The sequence below is a fragment of the Horticoccus luteus genome, assembly GCF_019464535.1.
Taxonomy (GTDB): Bacteria; Verrucomicrobiota; Verrucomicrobiia; order Opitutales; family Opitutaceae; genus Horticoccus; species Horticoccus luteus.
This window is the reverse complement of sequence record NZ_CP080507.1, coordinates 1,733,711-1,748,063: the sequence shown is the minus strand read 5'-3', so window position 1 is coordinate 1,748,063 and position 14,353 is coordinate 1,733,711. Positions and strand designations below refer to the sequence as shown.

The following is a 14,353-nucleotide window of genomic DNA, read 5'->3' as shown; positions in this document are numbered from 1 at the left end:
GTTTTTCCCGCTGAAAATCAAATGCTAATCCGGCTCCCGCGTGCTTAAACTGCTTCTGCAGATCCTCGGCTGGCTCACGGCGCACTCGCCCGTGCCGCTGTTGCGGGCCCTCAGCGCCGCCTTGGGCGACGCGATGCTGCTCGTTCTCCGCCGTCGCCGACGCCTGCTCTTCTCCAACCTCCATCACGCTTTCCCTGAGCGGAGCGATGCCTGGCGCCGCGGCATCGCCCGCGCCTGCTCCCATCGGCTGGTGGAATCGGGTTTACTCTCGCTGGCGATGCCGTTTTTCAGCGCCGAGCGCACGCAACGCATCGCCTCGGTCTCACCCACGATGCGCGCCCTCTCCCGGCGGCAGGTGCAAACCTCCACGCCCACGCTGATCGCCACGTTGCACTTCACCGGCTGGGAAATGCAGACCGCGCTCCCACTGCTCCTCGGTGCCGACTCTCCCGTTTTCAACACGATCTTTCGTCCCCTCGACAATCCCGTCCTCGACGCCTGGGTGCGCCTGACTCGCGAGCGATTCGGCGTAAAAATGCTTTCCCGCAAACGCGGATTCTCCGAGGCGCTGCAGGTGCTGCGCCGTGGCGGCCTCGTGGCGTTGCTGTTCGACCAAAATGCGGGCTTGCAGGGCGCACTCGCGACGCTCTTCGGGCGCATTTGCTCCAGCTCCGAACTACCAGGTCTGCTGGTGGAGAAATACCACGCCGAGATCGTCTGCGTGTTTCCCCGCCGCCACGGCTTCTGGTCCTACGAAATCGATGCGCACCGCCTAGACGCCGGCACCGGCATCGAAGAGCCCGTCATCAACCTCAACCGTTGGCTCGAAAACTTCCTGCAAGCCGACGACAACGCCTGCGCCTCCTGGCTTTGGTTGCACGATCGCTGGCGCAATCAGGACATGCCCGCGCGCCGCCTGCGACTCGAAGCCAAACGCGATTTCCTCGCGACCGATCTTCGCCTGCGCAACTGGATGCAACTGCCGCGCAAAACCCGCCTCTGGATTCGCCTCCCCAACTGGCTCGGTGACGTCGTGATGGCACTGCCGCTCCTGCGCGCCATCCGCCATTCCCGTCCCGACGCCGAAATAACCCTCGTGGCCAAGCCCGCGTTTGCGGACCTTCTGCGCGACTTCGCCGTCGCCGACCACATCCGCCCGCTGCCCCCGCGCGGCCGTGGCTACTTCGCTCATTTCTGGCGTGCGCGCCGCGAATTTCCGGACTGCTACCTCCTTTTCACAAACTCCTTTCGCGGTGATCTGGAAGCCCGTCTTACGGGCTGCCGCCAGCGCTTCGGTCTCGTGCGGCCAGGCAAGCGCCGGCCTCTCCTTTCGCACGCCTTTCGCGTGCCGCCCGGATTCGATGAACGCCAGCATCACCAACTCGAGTTGTGGACGCACTTTCTTCGCGCCTTCGGTTTGGTGGGCGAACCCAATACAACGCCGATCCGCACGAGCGCTCCACCGCCCCCCGGATCGCGTCCGATCGGTTTCATCGCCGGCTCCGAAAACAATCCCGAAAAACGCTGGCCCGTCACTTACTGGCGCGATCTGCTCGAAGCCCTCCCGCCCGACCGCCCCGTGCTGCTTTTCGGCACGGCCAATGACCGGCCGATCACCCAGCAAATCGCCGCTGGTTTCGAGTCACGCGTCACCGATCTCGCCGGCCGCACAACTCTCGCCGAATACTGCGCCGGGCTGTCCGAATGCGAACTGCTCGTCACCAACGACACGGGCGGCATGCACCTCGCCAACGCGCTCGGCGTGCCGCTGATCGCCCTGTTCGGTCCCACCAACCCCGTGCGCACGGGCCCAGTGTTCGCCGCCCCGGTTCAAATTTTGCAGCCCGCGAATTGTCCGTCCACGGGCGGCGCGCCTTTGGCGGAACTTCTTCCCACCACCGTCGCGACCGCGGTCCGCGCCCAACTCGCTTGAGCCAAACCGAAACACACGAGCCGTGTCCCGGGAACGGTCTCCGCCGCCGTCTCGCCAACGCTTCAACGTTTTCTGCATCAGCCATTCTCCCCGCTCGAAGAGTCGATTGCTTCATAGCCCAACCAGCGTAAGCCCACTAGCCCGCGATCCGGTTAGCGAGTAAAGTATTTTCATGGGGCTCCCCAGCCCGATTGCACGCACCGTATCTCGCGGTCGCTTGGGCTCCCGTTTCCCGAGCGTGGCTTCCAGCCGACGCCGATCGGATCAAGGCCCATTAGAAAAGGAAAAGTATCATGAAGAACCAACCTCCGTTCCGCGAAATCTGCACTCTGGCTGCATCGCTGGTGTTTTTAGCTCTGGCGCCTTCGTCTCAGGCGCAACTCATCGGCGCCGCCGGCAGCTACGGCGTTCTCGGCGGCTCGGCCGTCACCAATACCGGCAATACCATGATCACCGGTGACCTCGGCGTCTCTCCCGGCACCGCCGTCACCGGATTCTCCGCCCTCGATGGCGGGCCCGGGCTCTATTCCGGCGCGTCCAACCTCGGCAACTTCGCTTCTGCGCAAGCCCACGCTGATGCCGCGTCCGCCTATACGACGCTCGCCGGCCTCAGTTTCACCTCCGACCTGACGGGCCTGGATCTTGGTGGTCTGACGCTCACGCCTGGCGTTTATCGTTTCAGTTCATCCGCTCAACTGACCGGCACTCTCACGCTTGACGCTCAGGGCGATGCCAACGCCCGCTTTGTTTTCCAGATTGGTAGCACCTTGATCAGCGCAAGCAATTCGGCGGTGAATATCGTCAATATCGGTGACGCCTGCGGCCCCGATAATGGGCTTTTCTGGCAGGTCGGCAGCTCCGCCACGCTCGGCACCGGCAGTGCATTCGCGGGCAACATTCTTGCGCTGGCGAGCATCACCCTGAACACCGGCGCCTCCATCGATTTTGGCCGCGCCCTCGCGCTCAATGGCGCTGTCACCCTCGACAACAATCGCATCGATGCCAGCGCGATCGATGGCGGCTTTTGCTCTCCGCAACTCACCCCGGTGCCCGAACCCAGCACCTATGGAGCGATGGGCGCCGGCCTGCTGTTGATCGTCCTCTCGCGCCGCCGCATCGCCGGTCGGAAACACGCCGCCGCCTGATCCGGCCCGCCCGTCTCCACGTCGTTCGGAGCGCGGACCACACGCTCGGCGGGCTGGTGACGTCCGCACCCACGCCCAGTCTCAGCCGCTCGCCGCCGGCTCGTCCTGTTGGGCGAGCTCTCGCGCGCATTGCGGTGATTCAATAAAACGTTGCCCGTCCGGCGGCGCGCTCGCCACCTTGGCGCTCCGATGCCGCTGCTCGCCGTCAATGACCTCCGCACGTATTTCCATACGCGCTCGGGCGTCTATCGTGCGGTCGACGGTGTGAGCTTTGACATCGAACGCGGCGAGACTCTCGGCCTCGTGGGCGAATCCGGCTCGGGCAAATCCGTCACTTGCTATTCGTTGATGGGCCTGATTCCGCAGCCGCCCGGCCGCATTGAGAGCGGCTCGGCGATCTTCGACGGCATCGATCTCTTGCGCTGCCCGCCCCGCGTCTCGCGTTCCATCCGTGGCAAACGCATCGCGATGATCTTCCAGGATCCGATGACGTCGCTCAATCCCTACCTGCGCGTGGCGGATCAACTCATCGAGCCGCTCTTGATCCACGAGAAAACCTCTCCGCGCGAGGCGCTGAAACGCGGCATCGCTGCGCTCGAAGCCGTCGGCATCAACGACGCCGTGCGCCGCATCCGCCATTACCCGCACGAGTTTTCCGGCGGCATGCGTCAGCGCGTGATGATCGCCATGGCATTGATCACGCGTCCGGAGCTGCTCATCGCCGATGAACCGACGACCGCCCTCGACGTGACCGTGCAGGCGGAAATTCTCGAACTCATCAAGCAACGCCAGCGCGACCTTGGCATGGCGGTGATCTTCATCACTCACGACCTCGGCGTTGTCTCCGGTCTTTGCGATCGCGTTCAGGTCATGTACGGCGGACGCATCGTGGAAACCGCCGGCACACGCACGCTGTTTTCTCAACCTCAACACCCCTACACCCGCGCGCTGCAGCGCTCCATCCCGTCGCTCCAGCCCAAGGGCGCCGAACTCTTCACGATTCCCGGCCTGCCGCCCGATGTTTCGAAACCGCTCCCCGGCTGCCCATTCGCTCCCCGGTGTGAATACGCCACCGCCCGTTGCACCGCCGAAACGCCCGCGCTTCTACCCAGCGCCCCCGGGCATCTTCACGCCTGTTTGCGCGTCCAGGCCGGCGAACTCCATTTCGACGCCGCGCCCGCCCTGTCATGACGCAGCCCTCTGTCACGACCGATCCCGTGCTCGAACTGCGCGACGTCGCCACGCACTTCCCCGTGCGCTCGCGCGGCTGGTTCCACCGCGAAGCCGAGATCCTCAAAGCTGTCGACGGCGTCACGCTTTCCCTCGCGCGCGGCGAAGTGCTCGGCCTCGTCGGTGAATCCGGCTGCGGAAAATCGACGCTCGCGCGCACCATCCTCCAACTCGTGCCCACCACTTCCGGCACGGTCCTCCTCAACGGCCGCACACTCACGGGCGCTTCAGAACGCGAACTGGCGGCCGCGCGCCGCGAGATGCAGCTCGTCTTTCAGGATCCCTACGCATCGCTCAATCCGCGCATGACCGTGTTCGACGCGCTCGCCGAGCCGCTGCGCGTCCACCAAATTGCCCCACGCGACGAAATCCCCCGCCGCGTCGCCGACTTGATGGCGCGTGTCGGCCTCGCGCCGCGCTTCATGCAAAAATATCCGCATGAATTTTCCGGCGGCCAGCGGCAACGCATCGCCATCGCACGCGCGCTGGCGCTGAATCCGCACATCCTCATCGCCGATGAGCCCGTTTCCGCGCTGGATGTGTCCATCCAGGCTCAGATCCTCAATCTGCTCGCGCGTCTCTGCCGCGAGATGAACCTGAGCCTGATCTTCATCGCCCACGACCTTTCCGTGGTGAAACATATCTCCGATCGTATCGCCGTGATGTATCTCGGGAAAATCGTGGAGCTTGGCCCCGCCCTCGACGTGATCGATCGACCGCGACATCCCTACACGCAGGCGCTGGTCAGTGCCATTCCCGCGCTGAAGTCCGACCTCGGCCCGGCTGCGTCGCGTATCGTTCTCGACGGCGATCCTCCCTCTCCGCTCTCACCTCCGCCCGGCTGCGCCTTTCATCCCCGCTGCCGTTATGCCGTGGCGCGCTGCCGCGAACGAGTGCCTCCACTCTTGCCCGCGGGCGAGAACCGCACGGCTGCCTGTATCCGCTTGGACGAAATCTGACGCGAATCCGCCCGGCGCGGCTTCGCTCGTCAGCTCTTCGCTTTGACGCCCGGACTTTTCTTCACGTGCAACGCGAGCAGCAGATCGCCCAGCCGATCCCGCATCTCGGTGCGGCTCACGATTTGGTCCACGAGTCCGTGCTTGAGCAGAAATTCCGAAGTCTGAAACCCCGGCGGCAACGTTTGCTTCGTCGTATCCTTGATCACGCGGGGACCCGCGAATCCGATCAACGCGCCCGGCTCCGCCAGAATCACGTCACCGATGGTCGCAAAGCTCGCTGAAACACCGCCCGTCGTCGGATTCGTCAGCACCGAAACATAGGGCAATCCCGCCTCCGCCAGGCGCCCCAGCGCCGCGCTCGTCTTTGCCATCTGCATCAACGAGAGGATCCCTTCCTGCATGCGCGCGCCACCCGACGTGCTGAAAATGATGCACGGGCATTTCCGTTCCAAAGCCTCTTCGATGGCGCGCGTGATCTTCTCGCCCGTCGCCGACCCGAGCGTGCCGCCGCAAAACCGAAAATCCATCACCGCTAGCGATACCTCGATCCCGTGGATTTTGGCCGTTCCCGTAATGACCGCCTCCGGCAGCGTGCTCTCCTTTTCGTATCGTTTTAGACGCACCGGATACGGCGTCGAATCGACGAACGTGAGCGGATCGCCCGATCTCACATTCGCCGCTATTTCCCGGAAAGATTCTTTGTCGACGAGCGCGGCGATGCGCTCGCGCGCTCCGATCGGGAAATGATGCCCGCTCTTCGGCGAGACCATTTGGTTGTCCACGATGTCCTTCGTGAACAACGCTTCCCCCGTGATCGGATCCTTCGTGTAGATCCCTTGGGGAATGTCCTTTTTCCGCGTGCGGCGGACGTTGTAAGTGGGTTTGTCGAAATGCGACATAGCGGTATTAACCGTGACCAAACGTCACGACATCGAGGTTCAGGATTCCCGCGCGGCGCAAGACCAGCGCGCAACTGTTGAGGGTGGAACCCGTGGTGAAAACGTCATCAACGAGAAGGTAATGTTGGCTCGTATTAATGTCGGCGTCGCAGGCCAGTGCAAAGGCATTTTTCAGGTTCAACTGCCGCTCTCTTCTGTCGCGATGCGTTTGCGTCTCCGTGTCGGCGACTCTCCGCAAAATCGGTGCCACGGTCGTCGCTCCGCCGGCGACTTCCGCAAGCGTTTCGGCGAGCAACAAACTCTGATTGTAACCGCGCTCCCGCTCCTTGCGCGGATGCAAGGGCACTGGCACCAGCCGCCCGTCGCGCACGAAATCCAGCAGCGCCGGCGAACGCCTGAACACCGCAGCGATATCCGTGAGCACGTGCAACTGCCGGTGATATTTCAACCCATGCACCAGCGCGCGCCCCGCTCCTTTCAACAAAACCGCCGTGCGCCCTTCGCGAAAAGCGGGGTGCAGCGACTCGCAGTGCGGACACAACCGTTCACCGATCACGTGCCCGTAAAACGGATGCCCGCACGTCGTGCACTGCGGCGCATGCACAAAATCCATCTGCGCCACGCACCGCGGGCACACGTGCCGCCATTCGGGATTGTGCTCCACGAGACCGTTGCAATTCACGCAGACCGGCGGAAACACCGTGTCCACCAAACCACGACCAAGCTGCGGCCATCCGTTCTTCATCGGTAAAGCACGCGTCGGAGGAACAAGCCTTTGCCCGGCGCCGTCGGCACCGCGGCGGTTCGCACGCCGCCCGCGAGCAAACCCGTGACCTGAGCCGGCGTCAGTTTTCCCTCACCCACCGCCACGAGGGTTCCGGCAAGGCTCCGCACCATTTTATAGAGAAATCCGTCCGCCTCCGCGGTGATCTTGATCCGCCGCCCGCGCCGGGCGACCTCCAACCGCCGCAGATCGCGCACCGTGTCCTCGCGCTCCGGCCCGTTGAGCGCCGTGAACGCACGAAAATCATGCCGACCGGTCAGTCGTCGCGCGGCCGTCTGCATCGCGGCAAGATCCAGCGCCCGGAAGACCGGCCAGACAAACAGCCGGGTAAACGGATCGGCCTCGCCCAGACAAACATGGTATTCGTAAATCTTCCCCTTGGCGTCGAACCGCGCATGAAACGTCGGTTTCGCGCGCCGCAATGCCGCGATCTGGATCGCCGCCGGCAATTCCACCCGCAACGCCGCCCGCAGTTTTTCGGCGCCGTGGGACCATGCTGCGTCGAAGTGAAACACTTGCGCGAGCGCGTGCACGCCCGCATCTGTCCGACCGCTGCCGTGAATCCTGACCGGCGTCTTCAACACCTTGCCCAGCGCCTTCTCGATCACGTCCTGAATTGCATTGCCACCCGCCTGGCTTTGCCACCCCGCGAAATTTGTCCCGTCGTAAGCACAGACGGCGCGCCAACGCGTACGCTCCGAGGTCGCCTTCACGTCAGGTTTCGTCGCGTTCGCCGTCCTCCGACGAGAGCAGAATCCGCGTATCCAAGTAGTCCTGCAAAATCAGCGTCGCCGCGCGGGAATCGATCACCCCGCTCGCCCGCACGTCGCGCCGCCGCACCTTGGGAATCGAGCTTTCCGCCTCGTAACTCGTCAGCCGTTCATCGATCCGATGCACCGGCACATCCGTCGCCGCCGTCAGACGCGCAATAAAGGCGTCCACCTCCTGCGCCTTGAAACCAACGGAATCATCCATGTTGAGCGGATAACCCACCACGAGGTCGGTGATCCGCCGCGCTTTGATCGTTTCGAGCAGCGCCGCCCAGCGTTTTTCCGGTTCCGCCTGCACCAGCGCGGGCAACGGCGTGGCCACGCCGAGCTCATCGCCCTGGCTCAGGCCGATGCGCCTCGCGCCATAATCGATGCCGAGACAACGCATACGCTCACAACAACCGCTGCCCACGCACGTCGCTCTTCAACCGGTTCAGCAGCGATTTGATTTCCTGCGCCTTCGAACGCGGACACACCAACGTCGCGTCGCTCGTGTGCACGACGACGAGATCATCCGCGCCGAAAACCGCTGTCACGTGCCCCGCTTCCGAAAACACAATGTTCCCGCTGCCCTCTTCAACCAACCCATCGCCTACGATCGTATTTTGTTTCGCATCGTGCGCGTGATGCCGCGCGATTGCGGTCCACGAGCCGACGTCGTCCCAATCGAAACTTGCCGGCAGCATCACGACGTTGTCCGCCTTTTCCAACAACGCGTAGTCCACGGCGATCTTCGGCAACGACGGGTAAATCGCCCGCAACGTGCGCGGGAGATTCTGGCCCGCCCGCAGTGCTGCGCCAAGGCGCGCCAGCCCGGCGTGCAACTCCGGCGCGTTGCGTTTGAACGCGTCCTGCACGACGCGCGCACTCCAGATAAATATCCCCGTATTCCAATAATAGTCGCCCGCTTCGAGGTAACGCTCCGCCACGTCCGCCGCCGGTTTTTCGACGAATCGCCGCGCTTTCGACACCGTCACGCCCCGCACTTTGCGCCAACTTTTACCTCGCTGAATGTAACCGTAACCCGTCGAAGGTTCGTGAGGCTTCACCCCGATCGTCACCATCACCGGTGCCGCCGCGGCGGCGGAAAACGCCACCCGCAAATCCTTTTGAAACGCCTTTTCGTCGTGGATCGCGGCATCCGAATGCAACGACGCAAAAATCCCCTTCGGATCGCGCGCGGCGACGATTTCCGCCGCCAAACCCACCGCCGGGCCCGAATCGCGGCCCACCGGCTCCGCGATGATGTTACCTTTCGGCAATTCAGGACACGCCTTCCGCACCTCGGCCGCCTGTTCGACATTGGTCAGAATGTAAACATTCTCCGCCGGCACCAACGGCAGAACCCGCGCCACCGTTTGCGCCAGCATCGAGCGGTTGCCGACGATCGGGAGAAGCTGCTTGGGACGGCGCAAACGACTCAGCGGCCAAAACCGCTCTCCTTTGCCCCCGGCGAGAATAACAACGAACTTCTGAGCCATATCCGCCACAGTGCGACGCCGGAGCGCAGCGGGGCAAATTCATTTGCACGCGGTGCGGGTTGACGTCTCTTAACGCCCCATGTCCCTCTCCTCCGCTGAACTCGCGCGCTACAGCCGGCACGTCTTGCTTGGCGAAATCGGCCTCGCCGGCCAGGAGCGCCTGCAGGCCGCTCGTGTGCTCATCGTCGGCGCGGGCGGGCTCGGCAGTCCCGTCGCCCTCTATCTCGCCGCCGCGGGCGTGGGCACTCTCGGGCTCGTTGATCCCGATGCCGTGGAGTTGCACAACCTCCAGCGCCAGATCCTGCACGACACCGCCGCAATCGGTGAACTCAAGGTCGCTTCCGCCGCCACGCGCGTCCGCGCTCTCAACCCCCACATCGCCGTCATCACGATACCCACCGCCGTCACGGCGGAGAACGCGGATTCAATTTTCGGCGACTACGACATCATTGTCGATGGCACCGACAACTTCTTCACGCGCTACATTTGCAACGACGCGGCCGTTCGCACGCGCCGCCCGCTCGTCCACGGGAGCATTTTCAAATTCTCCGGGCAATTGACCGTTTACGATCCATCGGTCGGCGGACCGTGTCATCGCTGTCTTTTTCCTCAGCCTCCGCCGGTCGGGTCGGTGCCAGGTTGCGGCGAAGCCGGCGTGGTCGGTGCGCTCTGCGGCGTCATCGGCAGCCTGCTGGCCATGGAGGTGGTGAAACTGATCACGCAGATCGGCGCACCGCTCCTCGGCCGCTTGGTGACTTACGATGCGCTCTCCTGCTCCTTTGCCGAGCAACGCATCCCGCGCGATCCTGCTTGTCCCGCGTGCGGAACTCGCCGCGCAACATCTTCTCCCGCCGCCCCCCTCACTCCCGCCTCCATGTCCAACGAAACTCATCCGCTCGATATCAACGTGCAAGACGCTCACGACCTACTCCACCGGCCGGAATCAGCCGCCGTGCTCATCGATGTGCGCGAACCCTTCGAACTCGACATCTGCCGCGTGGCTCAGGCCCGCCATATTCCGATGCGAGAGATTGCTCAGCAGCTCGAACAGATTCCTCGCGACCGCCCCGTTCTGCTCATGTGTCATCACGGCGGCCGCAGCCTTCGCGTCACTCAATTTTTGCGCGCCCACGGCTTCGCCAACGCCTTCAATCTCCACGGCGGCATCGATGCGTGGGCGACCGCGTTTGATCCCGCCATGACGCGCTATTAAACGCCCAACTCGCCCCGACGTCGCTCGGCGTAGCCGTGCGCGAATTCGCCAAAAGCCGCCTTCAACCGGCTCGTCGCGGTCCCGCGGCCGATGGCAAACCTCACGTCATCGATCGCAGCGACCGGGGTCACATCCTTCGTGGTGGAAAGTAGAAAACATTCCTCGACCGAAGCCAGATCGCGCAGCAGCAGCACTTCCTCGCTCGCCGAAATCCCCGCGCGCGGCGCGACCTCGCTCAACACCAGCCGCCGCGTCACGCCCGCCAGCAAGCCGCATGAAAGTGCGGGCGTGATAATTTTCCCGCCGCGCACAAATCCGATATTGCTGACCGCCGCCTCTGTTATTTCTCCCGCCAGATTGGTTATGACCACTTCATCGGCGCCCCGCGCTCGCGCCTCCCGCAACGCGAGCACGTTGTTAAGATAGTTTCCGGTCTTCCACGCTGGATTGAGAGTCTCGCGCGGGTTGCGACGGATGTTTTCTGCCCATCGCAATGACAACCCGCGCTCGCTCTTTTCCGGCGGCAACAAACGGTTTTCCTGCACGAGCACGACAAAGTCCGCCCCTTCCGCCAGCGCGGTATCCAATCCGATCGGCCCGCCTCCCCGCGTGATTTGCAGGCGAATATACAGCTCGCCGCGATGCCCCGTGGTCGTCTGAAAACTCGTCACCGTGCGCCGGATTTCCTCCAGCGCTCGCGGTGCGGTCAGCGGCAGCTTCATGAATAAAGCCGCCGCTGAAGCCTCCAGCCGCTCCCAATGCTCCTCCCAAGCGAAGATCACCCCTTCATACGTCCGCCAGACTTCGTAGACCGCATCGCCATAGAGAAACCCCCGGTTCAACGGCGAAACGGAGGGCTCGGCGGCTGGGTGCAGCCGTCCATTGGAGTTCGCCTGAATGAATGAAGTGCCCATGGGCCGAACGTTTTCGCCTTCCCGGCCCGCGCAACCAATAAAAAACCCCCGCTGTGCTGCGGGGGTTCGAAAATTCGAGTGCGCGGACGCTCGCTTACTTCTTCTTGCGGGCCTTCACCAGCCCGAGTTCCTTTTTGATATTCTGCACGCTGGGCAGGGAAATCTGGAGGACCTTGGCGATCTCGGCGCCCGTTTTGCCGCCTTCAACCAGCGTCTTCACCTGTGACTTCGTGTCCGAAGTGATGACCGCCCGATGGCGCTTGCCGCTGCCGCCGCCGGCCTTGGCTGCTTTGACACGGCCAGCACCACTGCCGCCGCCGCCCGCCGCCCGCACCGCTTTCGCGAATTCCGCGGCGCTGCTGAATCCATAACGAGCCGGAAGGGACGCAAGTTCCTTGGACCGCTCGGTCGCCAAATTTGCCTCCAGGGCGGAGACTTTGGCCCGAGCTGCGTCGAGCCTTTTCATGGTGTCGTTGATCATAGTATGTGCGATAAAGCAGTCTAGTGTTCTGCTTTAATGTTCCGTCTTTTTCAACGATAAATCTTATTTTCTTCGTGAATATACTTTGCCGGCCACCTTCATTGCGGCGCATTGTATCAGATACAAGCTCGGCCTCTCTTGCCGTTACGGCTTTCTCGTTCGTCGAAAGGCGCCGGGCGCGCAACCGGCATAACGCGTAAACACCCGCGTAAAATGATGCCGATTGGCAAACCCGACCGCCTCGGCGATGTGCTCAATAGAATCGTTGGTAAAGACTAACTGCCGCCCGGCTTCGCGCACTCGTTCTTCGGCTACAAACACCGCCGGCGTCCGCCCTGTCTCCCGTCCGAACCACCGGATAAACGCCTCGACGCTCAGCCCCACCGCCTGCGCGAGCACTTGGTTGCTCAACTCTCCGCGCAACCCGCCCTCCACGCACCGCAACACCTTTCGCAAGCGCGGGTGGGTGGCCGCGGGCACGACCCCGGCCGCGGCGAGCGTTGCCCTCACCACCGCAATGCTCCAATGGTGCAAACTTCCCCGTCGCCCTTCGTCTGCCGCTACTTCCTCCGCCAACCGCCCCAGCATCGCACGCAGCACGTCATCCGCCGACACCGCCCGTATGGCGCAGGAAAACGCCGGCCGGGTCGTAAAATGAACCCAAAGGTGGCGCGCCCCTTCGCCTCCCCGGCAATCGAACACCACCCCCTCCGGAATCACGATCACCCGCTCCGGCCCGAGCGGCCACACCGCCGTGCCCGCGCGCACGGAACTGCCAGCTTCAAAGTTATAATAGAGCCGCCAGTAAGGGCTGCACACCTGGGCGTGATCCCACTCGCGCCCATAACGCGCGCAACCCACCTCATGCGTTTGCACCGTGAAATCCGGCTCGCCGAGCCGGTGCCCGCTGGCCGTCAACGGGCTTCGCCATGCCGTCTGGTCAATTTTCGATACAGATTTGCGCTTATTGGGCACAGACCGAACGTGCAGAAAAGGATATGCTCCGCCAATCTATAACATGAGCTCGCTTTCCGCCCCCGTTTCCACCCGCCCCGCCGCCTCCCGGCCCCGACTTTCCGTCGATGCAACAACCCGCCAAAAACCCGCTATCGTCGATTTGCTCGGGGACTGGCAGTATGTGGAGCGCAGCATGCACCGCCTCATATGCGCTTGGGGCCGGGAAATTGCCCCGTGGGATGATAAAAGCGCCATTCACCGCCACGTGTGGGACCAAGCGGAGTGTGTCCGCCGTCTCCGCGAACGCATCGCCCAGTTTCCCGGCGGTAAACCGGACGCGCCGGTTTCCGCCCGCCTCGAACACCTCGCCAACGCGATCCTCCTCGCCCCCGGCCTCGAGGATGCGTTGGACGGCATCTACCAATGCCTCCTCAAGACGCTCACCGCGGCTTACGGCGAATACTCGACGCACGCCCACCCCATTCACGACGCACCCACCGTCGCTCTGCTGCACGAAATCAACCAGATCAAAAGCCAGCAATGGCTCTGGTATCGCGACTGGCGCCGCCGGCATCCGCACGTCACCGACGCCACCTACCGCGCCGCCGTCGAGTCCCAGCTCGCCGCCTGCGGTCACCTTCGCGAGCCCCTGAAAATCGGCGCGGAAGGTCACGCGCGCCCCGCCGGCGTCGGCACGGACTTTCGCCTCGCTCGTTTCAGCCGCCGCGACCAACCGCTCCGTTCCCAGCAGCCATTCATGGACTACGTGCGCGCCGACTTTCGCACCAGCCTTGAGACGCGGCGCCTCTTTTGGGCTTACGGCTACATGTTGGAAAAAAACCTCCCCGACGACCAGTTGCGCTGGCTTTACGATGGTCACTACATGCCGTGGGACTGGCACCACGATATTTCCCGCCACCTTTGGGACGAGTCTCGCCACGGCGATTCGGGTCATTCGCGGCTGCGGGACTTTAACATCTCACTCGAGGAAGTGGGCTTCCCCGGCTATGATAACGCCGAACGCGAAGCGCTCTTACAACAAATCGCCGCCGAGCGCGGACTCTCCCTCGACGAATGTTTCGCGCATCACGACGAACTCCTGTCATCCTACCGCGCCGAACCCATCACCAAACCCGAACTCTACCAGCATGTTTTCATGATCGGACTGATCGCGGAAACCGGCCATTTCGTGGTCAAAAACGAGAGCTACGTCGATTTCAAAGAAGGTCAGGATCTTGAGTCCGCCGAAATGATGCTCTTCGATATCATCGACGAGACTGCCCACGTCCAATACGCGCATCATTGGCTGCCGCTCCTCGCCGAACATGCCGGAATCGACAACGCCGACTATCGCGAACGCGCCGCCCGCCTCCGCGAAGAATACCAAAGCAAAGCCGATCAGGGCGCCGCAGCTCTCCAGTCTTCGCTTCCCCGCACGCCCGGCTCCCCGGCGTATGACTTCTATCAAAGCCTTTTGACGCGCATCCGCGCCTTTCATCCGCTTTCCAACGCCGCCACGTGTCCCCCGCGTTCCGGCAAGCCGATGTAGCCGGTGGCACCCCGCGCCAACTTTCACGGGCATTCAGC

At 63.2% G+C, this 14,353-nt stretch carries 14 protein-coding genes; 6 read left to right on the top strand and 8 right to left on the bottom strand.

The features are described from left to right. Positions 1-40 precede the first annotated feature (40 nt). The 4 genes from K0B96_RS07270 to K0B96_RS07255 all read left to right on the top strand — a co-directional run bounded on the left by K0B96_RS07270 (position 41) and on the right by K0B96_RS07255 (position 5,267). Positions 41-1,933, top strand: coding sequence for an LpxL/LpxP family acyltransferase (locus K0B96_RS07270; RefSeq protein ID WP_220165541.1), 1,893 nt, complete (start codon positions 41-43; stop codon positions 1,931-1,933). 293 nt (positions 1,934-2,226) lie between these two features. After that, positions 2,227-3,078, top strand: coding sequence for an ice-binding family protein (locus K0B96_RS07265; protein WP_220165539.1), 852 nt, complete (start codon positions 2,227-2,229; stop codon positions 3,076-3,078). A 189-nt stretch (positions 3,079-3,267) separates the two neighbouring features. Then, positions 3,268-4,269 (top strand): ABC transporter ATP-binding protein, encoded by a 1,002-nt coding sequence (locus K0B96_RS07260; RefSeq protein ID WP_220165537.1) that lies wholly within the window; start codon positions 3,268-3,270, stop codon positions 4,267-4,269. Then, the gene (locus tag K0B96_RS07255) at positions 4,266-5,267 is read left to right on the top strand and encodes an ABC transporter ATP-binding protein (protein WP_220165529.1); all 1,002 of its coding nucleotides are present in this window, start codon (positions 4,266-4,268) and stop codon (positions 5,265-5,267) included. The genes K0B96_RS07260 and K0B96_RS07255 overlap by 4 nt, the downstream gene beginning before the upstream one ends. A 29-nt stretch (positions 5,268-5,296) precedes the next feature. Here K0B96_RS07255 and accD read toward each other — a convergent pair whose 3' ends face one another. From accD to K0B96_RS07230, 5 genes are read right to left on the bottom strand one after another with little or no spacing between them, the layout of a single operon-like run. Beyond that, a complete protein-coding gene (gene accD, locus K0B96_RS07250) occupies positions 5,297-6,166 on the bottom strand; it encodes an acetyl-CoA carboxylase, carboxyltransferase subunit beta (RefSeq protein WP_220165527.1) in 870 nt (289 codons plus the stop codon). Positions 6,167-6,173: 7 nt separating this feature from the next. Next, positions 6,174-6,911 carry a ComFC family protein gene (locus K0B96_RS07245; protein ID WP_220165525.1) on the bottom strand — a complete coding sequence of 246 codons (738 nt, stop codon included), beginning with the start codon at positions 6,909-6,911 and terminating at the stop codon, positions 6,174-6,176. Then, positions 6,908-7,663 (bottom strand): tRNA pseudouridine(38-40) synthase TruA, encoded by a 756-nt coding sequence (gene truA, locus K0B96_RS07240; RefSeq protein WP_220165523.1) that lies wholly within the window; start codon positions 7,661-7,663, stop codon positions 6,908-6,910. Before truA ends, K0B96_RS07245 begins: the two co-directional genes overlap by 4 nt. A gap of 1 nt (position 7,664) precedes the next feature. Continuing rightward, positions 7,665-8,108 (bottom strand): Holliday junction resolvase RuvX, encoded by a 444-nt coding sequence (ruvX, locus tag K0B96_RS07235; RefSeq protein WP_220165514.1) that lies wholly within the window; start codon positions 8,106-8,108, stop codon positions 7,665-7,667. Positions 8,109-8,112: 4 nt separating this feature from the next. Beyond that, positions 8,113-9,201 carry a mannose-1-phosphate guanylyltransferase gene (locus K0B96_RS07230; protein WP_220165512.1) on the bottom strand — a complete coding sequence of 363 codons (1,089 nt, stop codon included), beginning with the start codon at positions 9,199-9,201 and terminating at the stop codon, positions 8,113-8,115. 79 nt (positions 9,202-9,280) lie between these two features. Between K0B96_RS07230 and moeB the strand changes: the two genes are divergently transcribed. Then, the gene (gene moeB / locus K0B96_RS07225) at positions 9,281-10,414 is read left to right on the top strand and encodes a molybdopterin-synthase adenylyltransferase MoeB (protein ID WP_220165510.1); all 1,134 of its coding nucleotides are present in this window, start codon (positions 9,281-9,283) and stop codon (positions 10,412-10,414) included. On the opposite strand, the gene K0B96_RS07220 is transcribed toward moeB, so the two are convergent. The 3 genes from K0B96_RS07220 to K0B96_RS07210 all read right to left on the bottom strand — a co-directional run bounded on the left by K0B96_RS07220 (position 10,411) and on the right by K0B96_RS07210 (position 12,784). After that, the gene (locus tag K0B96_RS07220) at positions 10,411-11,328 is read right to left on the bottom strand and encodes an aminotransferase class IV (protein WP_220165508.1); all 918 of its coding nucleotides are present in this window, start codon (positions 11,326-11,328) and stop codon (positions 10,411-10,413) included. The genes moeB and K0B96_RS07220 overlap by 4 nt on opposite strands. 94 nt (positions 11,329-11,422) lie before the next feature. Further along, positions 11,423-11,809 (bottom strand): helix-turn-helix domain-containing protein, encoded by a 387-nt coding sequence (locus K0B96_RS07215; protein ID WP_220165506.1) that lies wholly within the window; start codon positions 11,807-11,809, stop codon positions 11,423-11,425. 144 nt (positions 11,810-11,953) lie between these two features. Next, positions 11,954-12,784 carry a helix-turn-helix domain-containing protein gene (locus K0B96_RS07210; RefSeq protein WP_220165504.1) on the bottom strand — a complete coding sequence of 277 codons (831 nt, stop codon included), beginning with the start codon at positions 12,782-12,784 and terminating at the stop codon, positions 11,954-11,956. Positions 12,785-12,827: 43 nt separating this feature from the next. Between K0B96_RS07210 and K0B96_RS07205 the strand changes: the two genes are divergently transcribed. Then, complete coding sequence (locus K0B96_RS07205; RefSeq protein WP_220165502.1) at positions 12,828-14,315, top strand: hypothetical protein; 1,488 nt, start codon at positions 12,828-12,830, stop codon at positions 14,313-14,315. Positions 14,316-14,353 lie beyond the last annotated feature (38 nt).

Excerpts from the sequence above, each read along its gene's own strand:
- K0B96_RS07245 (WP_220165525.1), bottom strand. The coding sequence starts at position 6,911 with ATGAAGAACGGATGGCCGCAGCTTGGTCGTGGTTTGGTGGACACGGTG.
- K0B96_RS07260 (WP_220165537.1), top strand. The coding sequence starts at position 3,268 with ATGCCGCTGCTCGCCGTCAATGACCTCCGCACGTATTTCCATACGCGC.
- K0B96_RS07220 (WP_220165508.1), bottom strand. The coding sequence starts at position 11,328 with ATGGGCACTTCATTCATTCAGGCGAACTCCAATGGACGGCTGCACCCA.
- ruvX (WP_220165514.1), bottom strand. The coding sequence starts at position 8,108 with ATGCGTTGTCTCGGCATCGATTATGGCGCGAGGCGCATCGGCCTGAGC.
- K0B96_RS07255 (WP_220165529.1), top strand. The coding sequence starts at position 4,266 with ATGACGCAGCCCTCTGTCACGACCGATCCCGTGCTCGAACTGCGCGAC.
- K0B96_RS07215 (WP_220165506.1), bottom strand. The coding sequence starts at position 11,809 with ATGATCAACGACACCATGAAAAGGCTCGACGCAGCTCGGGCCAAAGTC.
- K0B96_RS07230 (WP_220165512.1), bottom strand. The coding sequence starts at position 9,201 with ATGGCTCAGAAGTTCGTTGTTATTCTCGCCGGGGGCAAAGGAGAGCGG.
- K0B96_RS07205 (WP_220165502.1), top strand. The coding sequence starts at position 12,828 with ATGAGCTCGCTTTCCGCCCCCGTTTCCACCCGCCCCGCCGCCTCCCGG.
- accD (WP_220165527.1), bottom strand. The coding sequence starts at position 6,166 with ATGTCGCATTTCGACAAACCCACTTACAACGTCCGCCGCACGCGGAAA.
- moeB (WP_220165510.1), top strand. The coding sequence starts at position 9,281 with ATGTCCCTCTCCTCCGCTGAACTCGCGCGCTACAGCCGGCACGTCTTG.
- K0B96_RS07265 (WP_220165539.1), top strand. The coding sequence starts at position 2,227 with ATGAAGAACCAACCTCCGTTCCGCGAAATCTGCACTCTGGCTGCATCG.